Annotated in this window: 12 protein-coding genes; 5 read left to right on the top strand and 7 right to left on the bottom strand. The window is 73.3% G+C overall.

Features of this window, described 5'->3' with window-relative positions; all coding sequences use genetic code 11:
• Positions 1-218: 218 nt before the first annotated feature.
• Together M8J74_RS04915 and M8J74_RS04920 are read right to left on the bottom strand one after the other, a co-directional pair.
• Positions 219-1967, bottom strand: coding sequence for a serine/threonine-protein kinase (locus M8J74_RS04915; RefSeq protein ID WP_249835211.1), 1749 nt, complete (start codon positions 1965-1967; stop codon positions 219-221).
• Between the two features lie 67 nt (positions 1968-2034).
• Entirely contained in the window at positions 2035-2883 is an 849-nt protein-coding gene (locus M8J74_RS04920; RefSeq protein ID WP_249835212.1) for a menaquinone biosynthetic enzyme MqnA/MqnD family protein, read from the bottom strand.
• A 279-nt stretch (positions 2884-3162) separates the two neighbouring features.
• Between M8J74_RS04920 and M8J74_RS04925 the strand changes: the two genes are divergently transcribed.
• Positions 3163-3366, top strand: a complete 204-nt coding sequence (locus M8J74_RS04925; protein ID WP_003992177.1) for a cold-shock protein — start codon at positions 3163-3165, stop codon at positions 3364-3366.
• A gap of 89 nt (positions 3367-3455) precedes the next feature.
• Here the strand turns inward: M8J74_RS04925 and M8J74_RS04930 are convergent, their stop codons facing one another.
• Positions 3456-4028 carry a helix-turn-helix domain-containing protein gene (locus tag M8J74_RS04930; protein WP_249835213.1) on the bottom strand — a complete coding sequence of 191 codons (573 nt, stop codon included), beginning with the start codon at positions 4026-4028 and terminating at the stop codon, positions 3456-3458.
• A gap of 68 nt (positions 4029-4096) precedes the next feature.
• On the opposite strand from M8J74_RS04930, the gene M8J74_RS04935 reads away from it, so the two are divergent.
• From M8J74_RS04935 to M8J74_RS04945, 3 genes are read left to right on the top strand one after another with little or no spacing between them, the layout of a single operon-like run.
• Positions 4097-4798 carry an AzlC family ABC transporter permease gene (locus tag M8J74_RS04935; protein WP_249835214.1) on the top strand — a complete coding sequence of 234 codons (702 nt, stop codon included), beginning with the start codon at positions 4097-4099 and terminating at the stop codon, positions 4796-4798.
• The gene (locus M8J74_RS04940) at positions 4795-5109 is read left to right on the top strand and encodes an AzlD domain-containing protein (protein ID WP_249835215.1); all 315 of its coding nucleotides are present in this window, start codon (positions 4795-4797) and stop codon (positions 5107-5109) included. Before M8J74_RS04935 ends, M8J74_RS04940 begins: the two co-directional genes overlap by 4 nt.
• Positions 5110-5157: 48 nt before the next feature.
• Positions 5158-5859 carry a class I SAM-dependent methyltransferase gene (locus M8J74_RS04945; RefSeq protein WP_249835216.1) on the top strand — a complete coding sequence of 234 codons (702 nt, stop codon included), beginning with the start codon at positions 5158-5160 and terminating at the stop codon, positions 5857-5859.
• Between the two features lie 19 nt (positions 5860-5878).
• Here M8J74_RS04945 and kstD read toward each other — a convergent pair whose 3' ends face one another.
• On the bottom strand, positions 5879-7669 hold the full coding sequence (gene kstD, locus M8J74_RS04950) for a 3-oxosteroid 1-dehydrogenase (RefSeq protein ID WP_283947775.1): 1791 nt from the start codon (positions 7667-7669) through the stop codon (positions 5879-5881).
• 91 nt (positions 7670-7760) lie between these two features.
• On the bottom strand, positions 7761-8321 hold the full coding sequence (locus tag M8J74_RS04955) for a DUF6817 domain-containing protein (protein WP_249835218.1): 561 nt from the start codon (positions 8319-8321) through the stop codon (positions 7761-7763).
• Between the two features lie 148 nt (positions 8322-8469).
• Here M8J74_RS04955 and M8J74_RS04960 point away from each other — a divergent pair, with 148 nt between their 5' ends.
• A complete protein-coding gene (locus tag M8J74_RS04960) occupies positions 8470-9435 on the top strand; it encodes a LysR family transcriptional regulator (RefSeq protein ID WP_249835219.1) in 966 nt (321 codons plus the stop codon).
• 251 nt (positions 9436-9686) lie between these two features.
• Here M8J74_RS04960 and M8J74_RS04965 read toward each other — a convergent pair whose 3' ends face one another.
• Both M8J74_RS04965 and M8J74_RS04970 read right to left on the bottom strand, forming a co-directional pair.
• Entirely contained in the window at positions 9687-11603 is a 1917-nt protein-coding gene (locus tag M8J74_RS04965) for an AMP-dependent synthetase/ligase (protein WP_249835220.1), read from the bottom strand.
• A 208-nt stretch (positions 11604-11811) separates the two neighbouring features.
• Positions 11812-13432: AMP-dependent synthetase/ligase (locus tag M8J74_RS04970; protein WP_249835221.1), on the bottom strand; the 1621-nt coding region annotated here is incomplete at its 5' end.

Genomic DNA, 13432 nt, shown 5'->3' on the forward strand with positions numbered 1-13432 from the left:
GCGGGGCTGCGGCCGGTTGGGGCGCCGTACCTCTTCGAGTGCCGGGACGCGGCGGTCATGACGCGGGGTGGGAAAGTTGCCGGAGTGATGTATGTCACTTTCTGTGTCGCGTCCGTTCACAAGGAGCAGCAGCCGCGTCCCGACGCGTATGCCCCCTCGTTCCCATGGAACGCCTGTGCCACCGAAGACCGTGTCTGCGGGGCCGGCCCGGACGTGCCCTATCCGACCCGCGACAGGCGGGCCGTGGGGTTCCCCTCCGCCTCGCTCTCGGCCACGTACTTCAAGTCTCTTCCGACCCGGGACAGCCGGACCGTGTGCGGCGTGGGGTCGCAGCCCGCGTGGTTGGAGCCGGCGCCCGCCGAGGTGACGAGGAGTTCCTTGCTCCGGACGGACTTCAGGGTCAGGACGTCGTCGCAGACGCCCCCCAGCTGGTCGGTCTGGCGGAGCCGGCCCAGTTCCGCGCCCACCGCGGCCTGGTGGACGGTCAGCCGGAAGGTGCCGTCCGGGAGGGTGCCGCCCAGGGCGGTGGCCTCTCCCTGCCAGGTGCCGAGGTAGGCCGCGGGCACGTCACCGGCGGTGCCACCCGGCGTCGTGGGCGAAGGACTCGGGGCGCGGGTGGCGCTGGGCGTGCCGGCGGCGCTGGTGGCCGCACTGGGTTCCGGCGAGTACGCGCCGGGGGAGCTGCCGGCGGCGGAGGAGTCGTCGTTGCCGCGGCCCGGCAGCAGGTCGAACACGAACACCGACCCGACCGTCACCGCCGCCAGGGCCCCCGCGACGGCCAGCGCGACGGTGCAGCTCAGCCGCCGCCCGCGGCCGCCGTCGCCGGGCGCGGAGGTCGCCGCCAGGGAGACGGACAGCTTGCCGGGCGGCTGTCCGGCGGTGTCCGGGGGCGCGTCTCGCGGCTCCGGCTCCGGTGCGCGCAGCGGCGGGCGAGCGGGGGCGGAGGGCGGCCCCATCACCGGCGCCGGCCCGAATTCCCCCGCCGTGGGCTGCCCGGCCCCCTCCCCGCCGACGGTCACCGCGTCCCCGACCGAGGGGCTGCTGAACCCCACCGGCCCGGACGCCGCCTCCCGCACATCGAGGTTCAGCAGGTGTACGGCGCTGCGGCTCACCTGCTCCACCAGCGCCCCCGGCAGCCAGCCGCCCGTCACCAGCCGCGCCGCCCCGTCAGGAGCGAGCCGCCGCGCGACCTCGGCGGGGGCGGGCCGGGCGGCGGGGTCCTTCGCCAGGCACGCCCGCGCCAACTCGCGCAGTTCGCCGTCCAGGGAGCCGAGTTCGGGCTCCTCGTGCACCACCTTGTAGAGCAGGGCCGCGGAGGAGTCCCCCGGGAAGGGCGCCTGCCCGGTCGCCGCGAACACCAGCACCGCGCCCAGCGAGAAGACGTCGGCCGCGCCGGTCGCGCCCTTGCCGACGATCTGCTCGGGGGACATGTAGCCGGGCGAGCCGATCGAGACGCCCGTGGAGGTGAGGGACGCCGTGCCGTCCGTGGCGCGCGCGATGCCGAAGTCGATGAGCAGCGGGCCGTCGAGGGTGAGCAGCACGTTGGAGGGCTTCACGTCCCGGTGCACCAGGCCCAGTTCGTGCACGGCGGTCAGCGCCTCCGCCAGCCCCGCGCCCAGCGCCCGTACCGAAGGGGCGGGCAGCGGCCCGCGGTCGGCGACCGCCGCCGCCAGCGACGGTCCGGCCGCGTACGCCGTCGCCACCCACGGCACCGCCGCCTCCGGGTCGGCGTCGAGCACCGGGGCCGTCCAGGCGCCGCCCACCTTCCGGGCGGCCTCGACCTCGCGCCGGAACCGGGCGCGGAACTCCTCGTCGAGGGCGAAGTGCGGGTGCACGATCTTCACGGCGACCGTGCGGCCGCCCGCGCTGCGGCCCAGGTAGACGCGGCCCATCCCGCCGGAGCCCAGCCGGCCGAGCAGCCGGTAGGGACCCACGACGGTGGGCTCGTCGGCTCCGAGCGGTTGCATGACGTCCACCCCTCCCCCGTATCCCCCGTGACGACGAGAAAAGGGTAGTGCGCCGTTCCCCTGCCGCTCAGGGCTCCAGCAGGTCCACCTTCACGTCCGCCGGGAATCCGGTGGTCGGCCCGACGCGCCGCGCGAACTCCGCGACCGCCGCCAGCTGCGGGGCCCCGAACCGGAAGTCCAGCGTGGTGAAGTAGCGTTCCAGCACCCCCTCGTCGAACTCCTCCCAGCGGGCCGCCTGCTCGGCGACCTTGCCGACCTCCTCCAGGGAGAGGTTGCGGGAGGCGAGGAAGGCCTCGTGGACCCTGCGGGTGATCTCCGGCTCGCGCTCCAGGTAGTCGCGCCGGGCCGCCCACACCGCGAAGACGAACGGCAGCCCCGTCCACTCCTTCCACAGCGTGCCGAGGTCGTGCACGTCGAGGCCGAAGCGCGGACCCTCGTGCAGGTTGGCCCGCAGCGCCGCGTCCCCGATGAGCACGGCCGCGTCGGCCTCCTGCATCATCAGGCTCAGGTCGGGCGGGCAGGTGTAGTAGTCGGGCTGGACGCCGAAGCGCTCGGCCAGCAGCAGCTGGGCGAGACGCACGGACGTGCGCGAGGTCGAGCCGAGGGCGACCCGGCGGCCGTCCAGCTGCTCCAGCGGCACCTGCGAGACGATCACGCAGGACATGACCGGGCCGTCGCAGCCCACGGCGATGTCGGGGAAGGCGACGAGGTCGTCCGCGTTCTTGAGGAACTCGACGAGGGTGATGGGCCCGATGTCGAGGTCTCCCTGCACCAGCTGCTCGCTGAGCTTCTCCGGGGTGTCCTTCGTCAGCTCGAAGTCGAGGAGCGTGCCCGTCCTCGCAAGCCCCCAGTACAGGGGCAGGCAGTTCAGGAACTGGATGTGGCCGACGCGCGGCCGGGTGCGAGAATTGTCCACATCGCGAGGCTAGCCCCTTTGAGGTACGCTCCACTTTCCGGCCCCTCGGTCAACTGGGTGCTGATGTTCAAACGTCCGAGTGACGTGATCTTGGCCTCTATTGCTTTCGGCTGCCCGCGTGCTAGGCTCGCCGCAAGTTGCAGTTTGGTTTCCCTTGCAGTACAGAGCCTGCGGAGCATGTAACCGCGGGCTCTAACGTTTTCAGACGTATGCAGTGCGGCATTAGCTTTCACATGCAGGTTCTGGAGCAGGGCAACCCTTTGGGCCCAAGGAGGGCTTATGGCTACCGGAACCGTTAAGTGGTTCAACGCCGAAAAGGGCTTTGGCTTCATCGCCCAGGAGGGCGGCGGCCCCGACGTCTTCGTCCACTACTCCGCGATCAACGCGAGCGGTTTCCGTTCGCTGGAGGAGAACCAGCAGGTCTCCTTCGACGTGACCCAGGGTCCGAAGGGCCCGCAGGCGGAGAACGTCACCCCCGTCTGAGGCGAGCTTCGTCTCTGATCCGGACCTGATGCAGTACCCAAGGAGCCCCGTGCCGCAAGGCAGCGGGGCTCCTGCCTTTTCCGCGCGTCCTACACGTGCTGCATGACCAGCACGAAGGTCGTCCCCGGCGCCAGCGCCTCGTAGGAGTGCGGCACGTCGCCGCGGTAGGTCATGTAGTCCCCGGGTGCCAGCTCGACCTCCTCCCCCGCGGGCCCGGCTTTCACCCGCCCCGTACTCACGATCAGGTGTTCGACCGTGCCCGGGATGTGCGGCTCCGACTCCCGCGCCGCCCCGGGCTCCGCCCGCAGGTGGTAGAGGTCCCGCCGGGCGCCGGGCGGGCTGGAGGACAGCAGCGTCGCCACGTACTCGGCCTTCTCGGAGGCCACGGTGGGCCCCTGACCGGCGCGGATCACCTGGACCGCGGGCGCGGGCGGCTCCACGAGCACACTGAAGGGCACCCCGAGCGCCACCCCCAGCGCCCAGAGCGTCTCCACGCTGGGATTGCCGCTCGCCGACTCCAGCTGCGACAGCGTGGACTTCGCGATGCCGGCGCGTTTGGCCAGCTCGGACAGGGAGAGCCCGGCGCGCGTGCGCTCGCGGCGCAGGGACGCCGCGATCCAGTCCAGGGGGAGCCGGGCGGGCGGGGGCGGTGCGTCGGACATTCAGCTCGCTCCATCGGTACGATCGTTCGCCTTGACGAACGTGTCCACTGCTGTCCATTGTAGAGAACATGCGTACGGTACAGCGAACACACGGCGGTGCGGCGGACCCGCGCCACCGGGACCTGGTCCGGGACGCCTCACTGGTCTGGGTGGCCGGCGGTGTCGTCGGCGTGTCCTTCGGGGCGATCGCCGTGACCGGCGGTCTGCCGGTCTGGGCCCCGGTCGTCATGTCCCTGGTGGTCTACGCGGGCTCGGCCCAGTTCAGCGCGGTCGGCGTCCTGCTCGCCGGGGGCGGCCCGCTGGCGGCGGCGGCCACCGGCCTGCTCCTGAACACCCGGACGGCCGCCTTCGGCCTCGCCGTCGCCGACGTCCTCGGGCCGGGGCGCCTGGCGCGCCTGGCGGGCGCACACCTGGTGACCGACGAGACGGTGGCCTTCGCCCTCGCCCAGACCGACCCGGTACGGCGGCGGGCCGCGTTCTGGGTGTCGGGGATCGGCCTGTTCGCCGTGTGGAACGTCGGGGTCCTGGCCGGCGCGCTGGCCGGGGACGCGCTGGGCGACACGGCCAGGTACGGCCTGGACGCCGCGTTCCCCGCCGTACTGGTCGCGCTGGTCCTGCCCACGCTGCGCGCCGAGGCCCGCGTGCGGCGGTGCGCGCTGCCCGGCGCGGCGCTCGCCCTCGCCCTCACCCCGGCCGTCCCGGCGGGGGTGCCGGTGCTGGCGGCGCTGGCGGGGCTGGCCCTGTACGGCCGTGGGGAGGCACGGGCGTGAACGCGACGGCCGGCATGATCCTGGCCCTCGCGGTCGGGACGTACGCCTTCCGCCTGGTCGGGCCCGCACTGCACGGGCGCGTCGAACTCCCCGCCCGTGTACGGGAGCTGCTGTCGGCGGGCGCGGTCGTGCTGCTGACGGCCCTGCTGGCGACGGGGGCGCTGACCGAGGGCGGCGGCTTCGCGGGGTGGGCTCGGGCGGCCGGGGTGCTGGTGGGCGGCGTGCTGGCGTGGCGCCGGGCGCCGTTCGCGGTGGTGGTGCTGGGGGCGGCGGGCACGGCGGCGGTACTGCGGCTGGCCGGGGTGACCTGAGGGGCCGGTCCCGGGTCGTTGTCAGTGGCGGCCGCTACGGTCTCGACCATGACCGACATCGAGACCGGGACCGAGACCGGCGGCGGGGCCGACAGCGGGTTCGTGACCAGCACGCGGGTGTTCTACGACGCCATCGCCGAGGACTACGCGGCCATGTTCGCGGGCTACCTCGTGTCCACGCCCCTGGACCGGGCGATACTCGGCGCGTACGCCGAACTCGTCGGCGGCGAGGGCACGGTGGCGGATCTGGGGTGCGGGCCGGGCCGCGTCACCGCCCACCTCGCCTCGCTCGGCCTGCGGGTCTTCGGCCTCGACCTGTCGGAGTCGATGCTGGCGATCGCCCGCCGGGAGAATCCGGGACTGCGGTTCGAGCAGGGCTCGATGCTGGACCTGGACCTCCCCGACGGGTCCCTCGCCGGTGCCGTCTCCTGGTACTCCACCATCCACACGCCCGTGGAGCGGCTGCCCGACGTCTTCGCCGAGTTCCACCGGGTGCTCGCGCCCGGCGGTCACCTGCTGCTCGGCTTCCAGGTCGGCGACCGGCCCCGGCACCACGACCGGCCCTTCGGACACGACGTGTCGCTGGACTTCCTGCGCCGCCGGCCGGACGACGTGGCCGAGCTGCTCCGGGGTGCCGGGTTCGCGCTCCGCTCGCGGACGGTGCGGGAGCCCGAGGAGGCCCTCGGCGAGTCGACCCCCCAGGCCTTCCTGCTCGCCCGCAAGCCGGGCCGCGCCGACCGGGAAGCCTAGCCGCCCGGGCCGACGCCTTCTAGAGCACCCCGGCGATGTCCAGTGCCGCGATGTAGCCGAACGTCATCGCCGGGCCGATGGTCGATCCGGCGCCCGCGTAACTGTGCCCCATCACCGCCGCGCCGGCGTTCCCGGCGGCGTACAGACCGGGGATCACCGAGCCGTCGGCGCGCAGCACGCGCGCCCGCGCGTCGGTGACCATGCCGCCCTTGGTGCCCAGGTCGCCGGGGACGATCCGGAAGGCGTAGTACGGCGGCAGCCACAGCGGCGCCAGGCAGGAGTTCGGCAGGACGGAGGGGTCGGTGTAGTAGTGGTCGTAGGCGCTGTCGCCGCGGTGGAAGTCGGGGTCCGACCCCTTGAGTGCCTGGGAGTTGAAGCGGTCGACGGTGGCGCGCAGGGCGGCGGCCGGGACGCCCACGGCCGTGGCGAGGGCGTCCAGCGTCCAGGCCTTGCGGACGGCTCCCGAGCTGTACCAGCTGTCGGGGAAGGGGAACGTCGGGGCGACGTCCCTGAAGAGGTAGCGGTTGCGGTAGTTCTGGTCGACGATCAGCCAGGCCGGGATGTCGGGGGCGGTGGGGTCGAGCCGGTACATCGTGTGCACGACGTCGCTGTACGGGCCGGCCTCGTTGACGAAGCGCGCGCCGGCCGCGTTGACGAGGAGACCGCCGGGCAAGGTGCGTTCGGCCAGGCAGAAGTAGGGCTGGTCGGGCAGCGGTACGGCCGGCCCCCACCAGGCGTCGTCCATCAGCGCGAGCGCGGCGCCGGCCCGCTGTCCGGCCCGGATGCCGTCCCCCGTGTTCTCCTTCGCACCCACGGTCCACTCGGTACCGATGGGCTGCTGCTGGTACTGGGAGCGCATGGCGGCGTTGTGCTCGAAGCCGCCGGATCCGACGACGACGGCACGGCGGGCGCGCACCAGGGCGGGGCCGCCGTCGCGGGTGACCACGGCCCCCGTGACGGCGCCGCCCTCGACGTACAGGTCGGTGAGCGGGGTGCCGAGCCAGACCGGGACGCCCGCGTCCATCAGTCCCTTGCGCAGGCCGGCCGCGAGCGACTGCCCCATGGTCAGCGGCTTCTGCCCGAGCGCGGCCGCCTTGGTGCCGCGCGCCAGGCACTCGGCGGCGACGGCGGCGCCCCGGACGCTGACCGCGGCGAGGGCGAGCCACTTGTAGTCGGCGCTGAAGACGACCATGCCCGCGGGGACCTGCAGGTACGGCGGGTTGAGCCGGGCGATCTCGGCGCCGAGGAGGTTGCCGTCGAGCTGGTCGGGTTCGATGGAGCGGCCGCCCGGCAGGCCGCCCGGGAGCTCGGGGTAGTAGTCGCTGTACCCCTCCATCCAACGGAAGCGCAGCGGGCTGTTGGCCATGACGAAGGAGATCATGTCCGGACCGTGGGCGAGGAAGGCGCTCTGCCGGGCGGCGGGGACGTCCGATCCCACGACGGCCGCGAGATAGGCGGCGGCCTTGGCGGGCGTGTCCGGGACTCCGGCGGCGAGGAGTACGGGGTTGTTGGGGACCCAGACACCGGCACCGGAGCGGGCGGCCGAGCCGCCGAAGGTGGCGGCCTTCTCCAGCACGACCGTTGTCAGACCCCGCTTGGCGGCGGTGAGGGCGGCGGTCATCCCCGCGGCACCGGAGCCGACGACGACGACGTCGTACGTGCCCAGGAGGGGCAGGTCGGCGGCGCCGGCGGGGCGGGCCCCGGCCGCCAGGGTCAGCCCGGTCGCGGCGGTGGCACCGAGTACCTGTCTACGCGTGGGGCTCACGTCGATGGGCGTGGTACGTCTCGCAGGTTCCGCGCTCGTGGCCATGACAGCTCGCTCCAACCTGGCGGTGGACGGGGTGGGTTGCGCGGTGCGGAAAGGTGCGGGGTGGGGAGAGTGGCGCGGGGGTCTTGGTAAGTCAAGAGGCGTGTCGCCCGGAGCCCAGGGTCGTGAGGCAGTCCTGCCAGGCGCGGTCGCTCAGCAGGGGCCGGAAGCGGGTGAAGAGGCCGAGGAGCTCGGGGCCCCACCGGGCGCGGAAGTCCCGGTCGCGGTGGGCGAGGTCGAGTTCGTTGGCGGCGGTGAGCTCGGCGAAGTCCCGGCGAAGCGGGGTGGGCGGGTCGAGGGTGCGGCCGGTGAAGCGGTCGGCGAAGAGGGAGCCGGGGGTCGCGAGGCCGGGGTAGTCGGCCGCGCGGTCGCAGCTCGCGTAGAGGTACACGATCCCCTCCGCCTCCGGGCCGATCACGGCGGCCAGTTCCGGCCGCCGGTCCAGGGAGAGCAGGGCGGTCGGGAAGCCGTCGGTGCCGTAGGCGGCGTGGCAGAGTCCGGCGAGCTGGAGTGCGGGGCGGGCGCCCCAGCCGGCGAGCCGCTCGCGCACCCGGTCGAGGTGGGCGAGGAGGGTGCCGCCGGGGTGCGGGAGGCGGTCGGCTCCCAGGTCTCTGAGCAGGGTGACGGCCTGGGTGTGGACAGGGGTCCGCGGCACGGTAGGTCCCTTCGCGTGGGGGTCGGCACCCGCTCCGGCGCCTGGAGCGGGTTGCCGCCGTCGGGCCCTGCGACGATCGTCGGACAGGTCGGCGGGCTCAGTCAATCCTTGGGATTTCTCCCTAACTCCAAGGGGTAGCTTGGGTGTTGTGACGTTGGACGATCTTCGGGTGTTCGTCGCGGTGTGCCGGGCCGGGAGCCTGAGCGCGGTGGCCCGGGAGCTCGGGTGCACCCAGTCGGCGGTGAGCCAGCACGTGAAGCGGCTGGAGCGGGAGACGGGCGTGGCCCTGCTGGAGCGGCAGGCGCGCGGGGTCGCGGCGACGCGGGCCGGGCGGGTGCTGGAGGCCGCGGCGGCGGAGGGCCTGTCGGGCCTGGAACTGGCCCTGGGGCAGCTGCGCGACCTGGTCGACGGCGAGGCGGGACACGTACGGGTGGCGACCGGGGCGACGACCGTACGGCACTTCATGTCGGACGCGGTGGTGGAGTTCCGCCGCCGCCACCCCAAGGTCAACCTGGAGTTCCGCACCGTCAGTTCGGGGCGCGGCAGCTTCGAGGCGCTGACGGACGGCACGCTCGACCTGGTGTGGATCACGCTCGGCCCGCCGGCCCGGGGCATCGAGCAGCGGGCGGTGGTGGAGCTGCCGTGGGTGCTGGCCGTACGGGAGGACGATCCGCTCGCCGAGCGGGTGTCCCTGGAGGCCGGGGAGTTGCACGGGCTGCGCCTGATCCGGCTGCCGCCGACCTCCGCCTCGGCCCTGCATCTGGACGCCGCCTGCGAGGAGTCGGGGGTCCGCCTCGGCTACGACACGAGCATCGCCGACTGGGACACGGCCCTGCTGCTGGCGGAGCTCGGCGTGGGCCGCGCCCTCGTGCCCGCCCTGCCCGGCCTTGCGGTGCCCGGCGACGGCCCCTTGCGCCTGATCCCCCTGCCCCGGCTGCGTCCGCTGCCGGTGGGCTGGGCCGTGCGCCGATGGGACGCCCTGAGCCCGGCGGCACGGGCGTTCGCGGACACGGTGATGGACCGGCGGCGCCGAGCGGAAGCCGGACGCGACGACAGCGTCCGCCACCCGGCGAACCGGGGGCGGACGCTGCCGCATGGGGGGTCGGGGGGCTAGGACTCCTTGTGGGCCAGACAGGATGTCCAGGCCGTCCTGGTTGCCGTTCACCGTGACCTGGGTGACGACCGGCGGATAGCCGCCGGCCATCGCCGCACGTCACCGCGCTGGTCGGTGGCCGCCACCAGCGCGCCGGGCAGTGCCTCGCCGTCCCCGCCGCGCACCGTGCCGTCCAGGCCGCCCGGGTTCGGCACGACGACGAGGTCGTGGGAGAGCGGCGCGCCGTTCAGGACCGTGGGCGGGCCCGCGGCTCAGCGCTCGTACAGCCCTTCGATCTCGGTCGCGAAGTCCTTCATCACGGCCTCCCGCCGCAGCTTCATCGACGGCGTCAGATGGCCGTACTCCTCGGTGAAGTCCCGGGGCAGGACGGCGAAGCGGCGGATCGACTCCGGCCGCGACACCAGCTTGTTCGCCTCATCGACCGCCCGCTGCAGGATCGCCCGCAACTCGGGGTCGTCGACCAGGAGTTCCGCGGGCACCGGATGCCTGCCGTTCATCCGGCGCCAGTGGCCGACGCCGTCCATGTCCAGGGTGATGAGGGCGGCGATGTAGGGGCGGTTGTCGCCGACCACCATCACCTGCGAGATCAGCGGGTGGGCGCGCAGCCAGTTCTCCAGCGGGGCCGGCGCCATGTTCTTGCCGCCCGCGGTGATCAGGATCTCCTTCTTGCGGCCGGTGATGGTCAGGTAGCCCTCGTCGTCCAGGCGGCCGATGTCCCCGGTGGCGAACCAGCCGTCCGTGGACGCGGGGATCACTCCGCCGCCGTGCGGGTCCCAGTAGCCGCGGAAGACCTGGCCGCCCTGCAGCAGGATCTCCCCGTCGGCGGCGATCCGGACCTTGGTGCCGGGCATGGGCCAGCCGACCGTGCCCAGACGGGGCTTGAGGGGCGGGGTGACCGTGGCCGCGCCCGTCGTCTCGGTCAGGCCGTAGCCCTCGTAGATCTCCATGCCGGCCCCGGCGTAGAACGCGGCGAGGCGGTGCCCGAGCGGGGAGCCGCCGGAGATGATGTGCCGGATGCGGCCGCCCATGGCGTTGCGGATACGGCGGTAGACCAGCGGGTCATAGAAGGTGCGGGCCGCCTTGAGGGAGGCGCTCGGACCGGGGCCGGTGGCCGCCGCGCGGGCCTCCAGCGCCTCGCCGTAGCGGACGGCCACCTTCGCCGCGCGGTCGAAGACGCCGGCCCGGCCGCCGGCCTCCGCCTTGGCGCGGGCGTTGTTGTAGACCTTCTCCAGCATGTACGGGATGCACAGGAGGAAGGTCGGGCGGAAGGCGCCCAGGTCGTTGAGGAGGTCGTCGGCCTGGAGGCTGGGGGCGTGTCCCAGGCGGACGCGGGCCCGTACGCAGGCGATCGCCACCATGCGGCCGAAGACGTGCGACATCGGCAGGAAGAGCAGGGTGCTGGGGTCGGCCGACTTGGACTTGAAGATCGGGTCGAGGAGCTCGATCGCGTTGTCGACCTCGGACAGGAAGTTGCCGTGGGTCAGGACGCAGCCCTTGGGCCGGCCGGTGGTGCCCGAGGTGTAGATGACCGTGGCGAGCGTGTCGGGCACCAGCATGCCCCGGCGTACGGCGACCTCCTGGTCGGGGACGGCCTGCCCGAGCTCCGCCACCCGCTCCAGGTGCCCCTTCTCCACGATCCACAGGTGCCGCAGGTCCGGGAGCCGGCTGAGCTCCGGGCCCAGCGCGGCGGCCTGCCCGGCCGTCTCCGTCACCAGGGCCACCGCGCCGGAGTCCTGCAGGATCCAGCGGGTCTGGTAGACGGAGGACGTGGGGTAGATGGGGACGGTGACCAGACCGGCGGCCCACGCGGCGAAGTCCAGGAGCGTCCACTCGTAGATCGTCCGGGCCATGACGGCGATCCGGTCGCCGGGGACCAGGCCCTCCTGGATCAGGCCCTTGGCCAGCGCCATGATCTGCTGCGCGAACTCCGTGGCCGACACGTCGGTCCAGTCGCCGTCGTCCCGGCGGCGGCTGAGGACACGGGCGTCCGGCTCCGCCTCGGCGTTGTCGAAGGGCAGGTCGGCGAGCGAGCCGTGGGTGCGCGGCGGAACCAGCGGCGGAACCGACGTCTCGCGCACCTCGCCGTCCAGCCGTCGGATCTCGGGCTCCACCAGCTGGGGGACGCCGTCGTAGTCGGACGCGGACGGGTAGGGCACGGGCACGGACATGACAGCTCTCCTGGGGCGGGCAGCTCGGTACCGCTCTGCAGTGGTACGTGCGGTGCGTACCGAGTTGTTCACCGGCGGCGTGCGGCTGGGATGTTACCGCGGGTTACCCCAGAAAGGGTACGGTGCGCGCATGGCGACTTCGTGATGATTCGGGAAGGTTCCGGAGCCGGGCCTGTGCAACCTTTACGGCGACGCGCCCCCCTTTCCCTCAGGAAGCGTCCGGACGTCCCTGCGCGTAGAGCTCCTCGATCTCGTCCGCGAAGTCCTCGGCGATCGCGTCGCGCCGCAGTTTCATGGACGGCGTCAGATGCCCGGCCTCCTCCGTGAAGTCGACGGGGAGCACGGCGAATCGGCGGATCGACTCCGGGCGGGAGACCAGCTTGTTCGCCTCGTCCACGGCCCGTTGCAGAACCGCCCGCAACTCGGGATCGTCCTGCACGAGTTCGGCCGTGACGGCGGGGTGCTTGCCGTTCATCCGGCGCCAGTGGCCGACGCCCTCCATGTCCAGGGTGATGAGCGCCGCGATGCAGGGACGGCGGTCGCCGACGACCATGACCTGCGAGATCAGGGGGTGGGCACGCAGCCAGTTCTCCAGCGGGGCCGGGGCCACGCTCTTGCCGCCCGCCGTGATCAGCATCTCCTTCTTGCGGCCGGTGATGGTGAGGTAGCCCTCGTCGTCCAGGCGGCCGATGTCGCCGGTGGCGAGCCAGCCGTCGGTGGTCGCCGGGACGACCCCGCCCGCGTTCGGGTCCCAGTACCCGCGCAGCACATGCCCCCCGGACAGCAGGATCTCGCCGTCGGCGGCGATCCGGACCTTGGTGCCGGGCAGCGGCCAGCCCACCGTGCCCAGACGGGGCTTCAAGGGGGGTGTGACGGTGGCGGCGCCGGTCGTCTCGGTCAGGCCGTAGCCCTCGTAGATCTCGATGCCCGCGCCCGCGTAGAAGGAGGCGAGCCGGCGGCCCAGCGGGGAGCCGCCGCAGATCATGTAGCGGACCCGGCCGCCCATGGCGTTGCGGATACGGCGGTAGACCAGCGGGTCGTAGAAGGTCCGGGCCGCTCTCAGCGCGGCGCCCGGGCCGGGGCCGGTGCCGGACTGGCGGGCCTCGCGCGCCTCCCCGTACCGGCGGGCCACGGCGGCCGCGCGGTCGAAGGCGGCGACCCGGCCGCCGGCCTCGGCCTTGGCGCGGGCCACGTTGAAGACCTTCTCCAGCATGTACGGGATGGCGATCAGGCAGGTCGGCCGGAAGCTCGCCAGGTCGGGCAGCAGGTGCTCCGACTTCAGGCTCGGGGCGTGGCCCAGGCGCACCCGCGCGCGGACGCAGGCGACCGCCACCATGCGGCCGAAGATGTGCGACATCGGCAGGAAGTGCAGGACCGACGCCTCTTCGCTGGTCCGCGACCGGAACACCGGGTAGAGGAGTTCGACGGCGTTGTCGACCTCGGCGAGGAAGTTGCCGTGGCTGATCGCGCAGCCCTTGGGGCGGCCGGTGGTGCCGGAGGTGTAGACGACGGTGGCGAGGGTGTCGGGGGCCAGCATCCCGCGCCGCACGTCCACTTCGTGCTCGCGCACGTCCGCCCCGCGTTCCGCCAGCCGCTCCACGTGCCCCTTCTCGATGACCCACAGATGCCGCAGGTCCAGCAGCCTGCTGAGCTCGGGACCGAGGGCGGCCGCCTGGGCCGCGGTCTCGGTGACGAGCGCGACGGCACCGGAGTCCTGCAGGATCCAGCGGGTCTGGAAGACGGAGGAGGTGGGGTAGATGGGGACGACGACCAGGCCGCAGGCCCAGGCGGCGAAGTCCAGCAGCGTCCACTCGTACACGGTCCGCGCC

The organism is Streptomyces panaciradicis (assembly GCF_023516615.1).
Lineage (GTDB): Bacteria > Actinomycetota > Actinomycetes > Streptomycetales > Streptomycetaceae > Streptomyces > Streptomyces panaciradicis.

Bases quoted from the DNA above. Each gene is read 5' to 3' on its own strand.
- M8J74_RS04915 (WP_249835211.1), bottom strand. From the start codon at position 1,967: ATGCAACCGCTCGGAGCCGACGAGCCCACCGTCGTGGGTCCCTACCGG.
- M8J74_RS04925 (WP_003992177.1), top strand. From the start codon at position 3,163: ATGGCTACCGGAACCGTTAAGTGGTTCAACGCCGAAAAGGGCTTTGGC.
- M8J74_RS04930 (WP_249835213.1), bottom strand. From the start codon at position 4,028: ATGTCCGACGCACCGCCCCCGCCCGCCCGGCTCCCCCTGGACTGGATC.
- M8J74_RS04935 (WP_249835214.1), top strand. From the start codon at position 4,097: ATGCGTACGGTACAGCGAACACACGGCGGTGCGGCGGACCCGCGCCAC.
- M8J74_RS04945 (WP_249835216.1), top strand. From the start codon at position 5,158: ATGACCGACATCGAGACCGGGACCGAGACCGGCGGCGGGGCCGACAGC.
- kstD (WP_283947775.1), bottom strand. From the start codon at position 7,669: ATGGCCACGAGCGCGGAACCTGCGAGACGTACCACGCCCATCGACGTG.
- M8J74_RS04965 (WP_249835220.1), bottom strand. From the start codon at position 11,603: ATGTCCGTGCCCGTGCCCTACCCGTCCGCGTCCGACTACGACGGCGTC.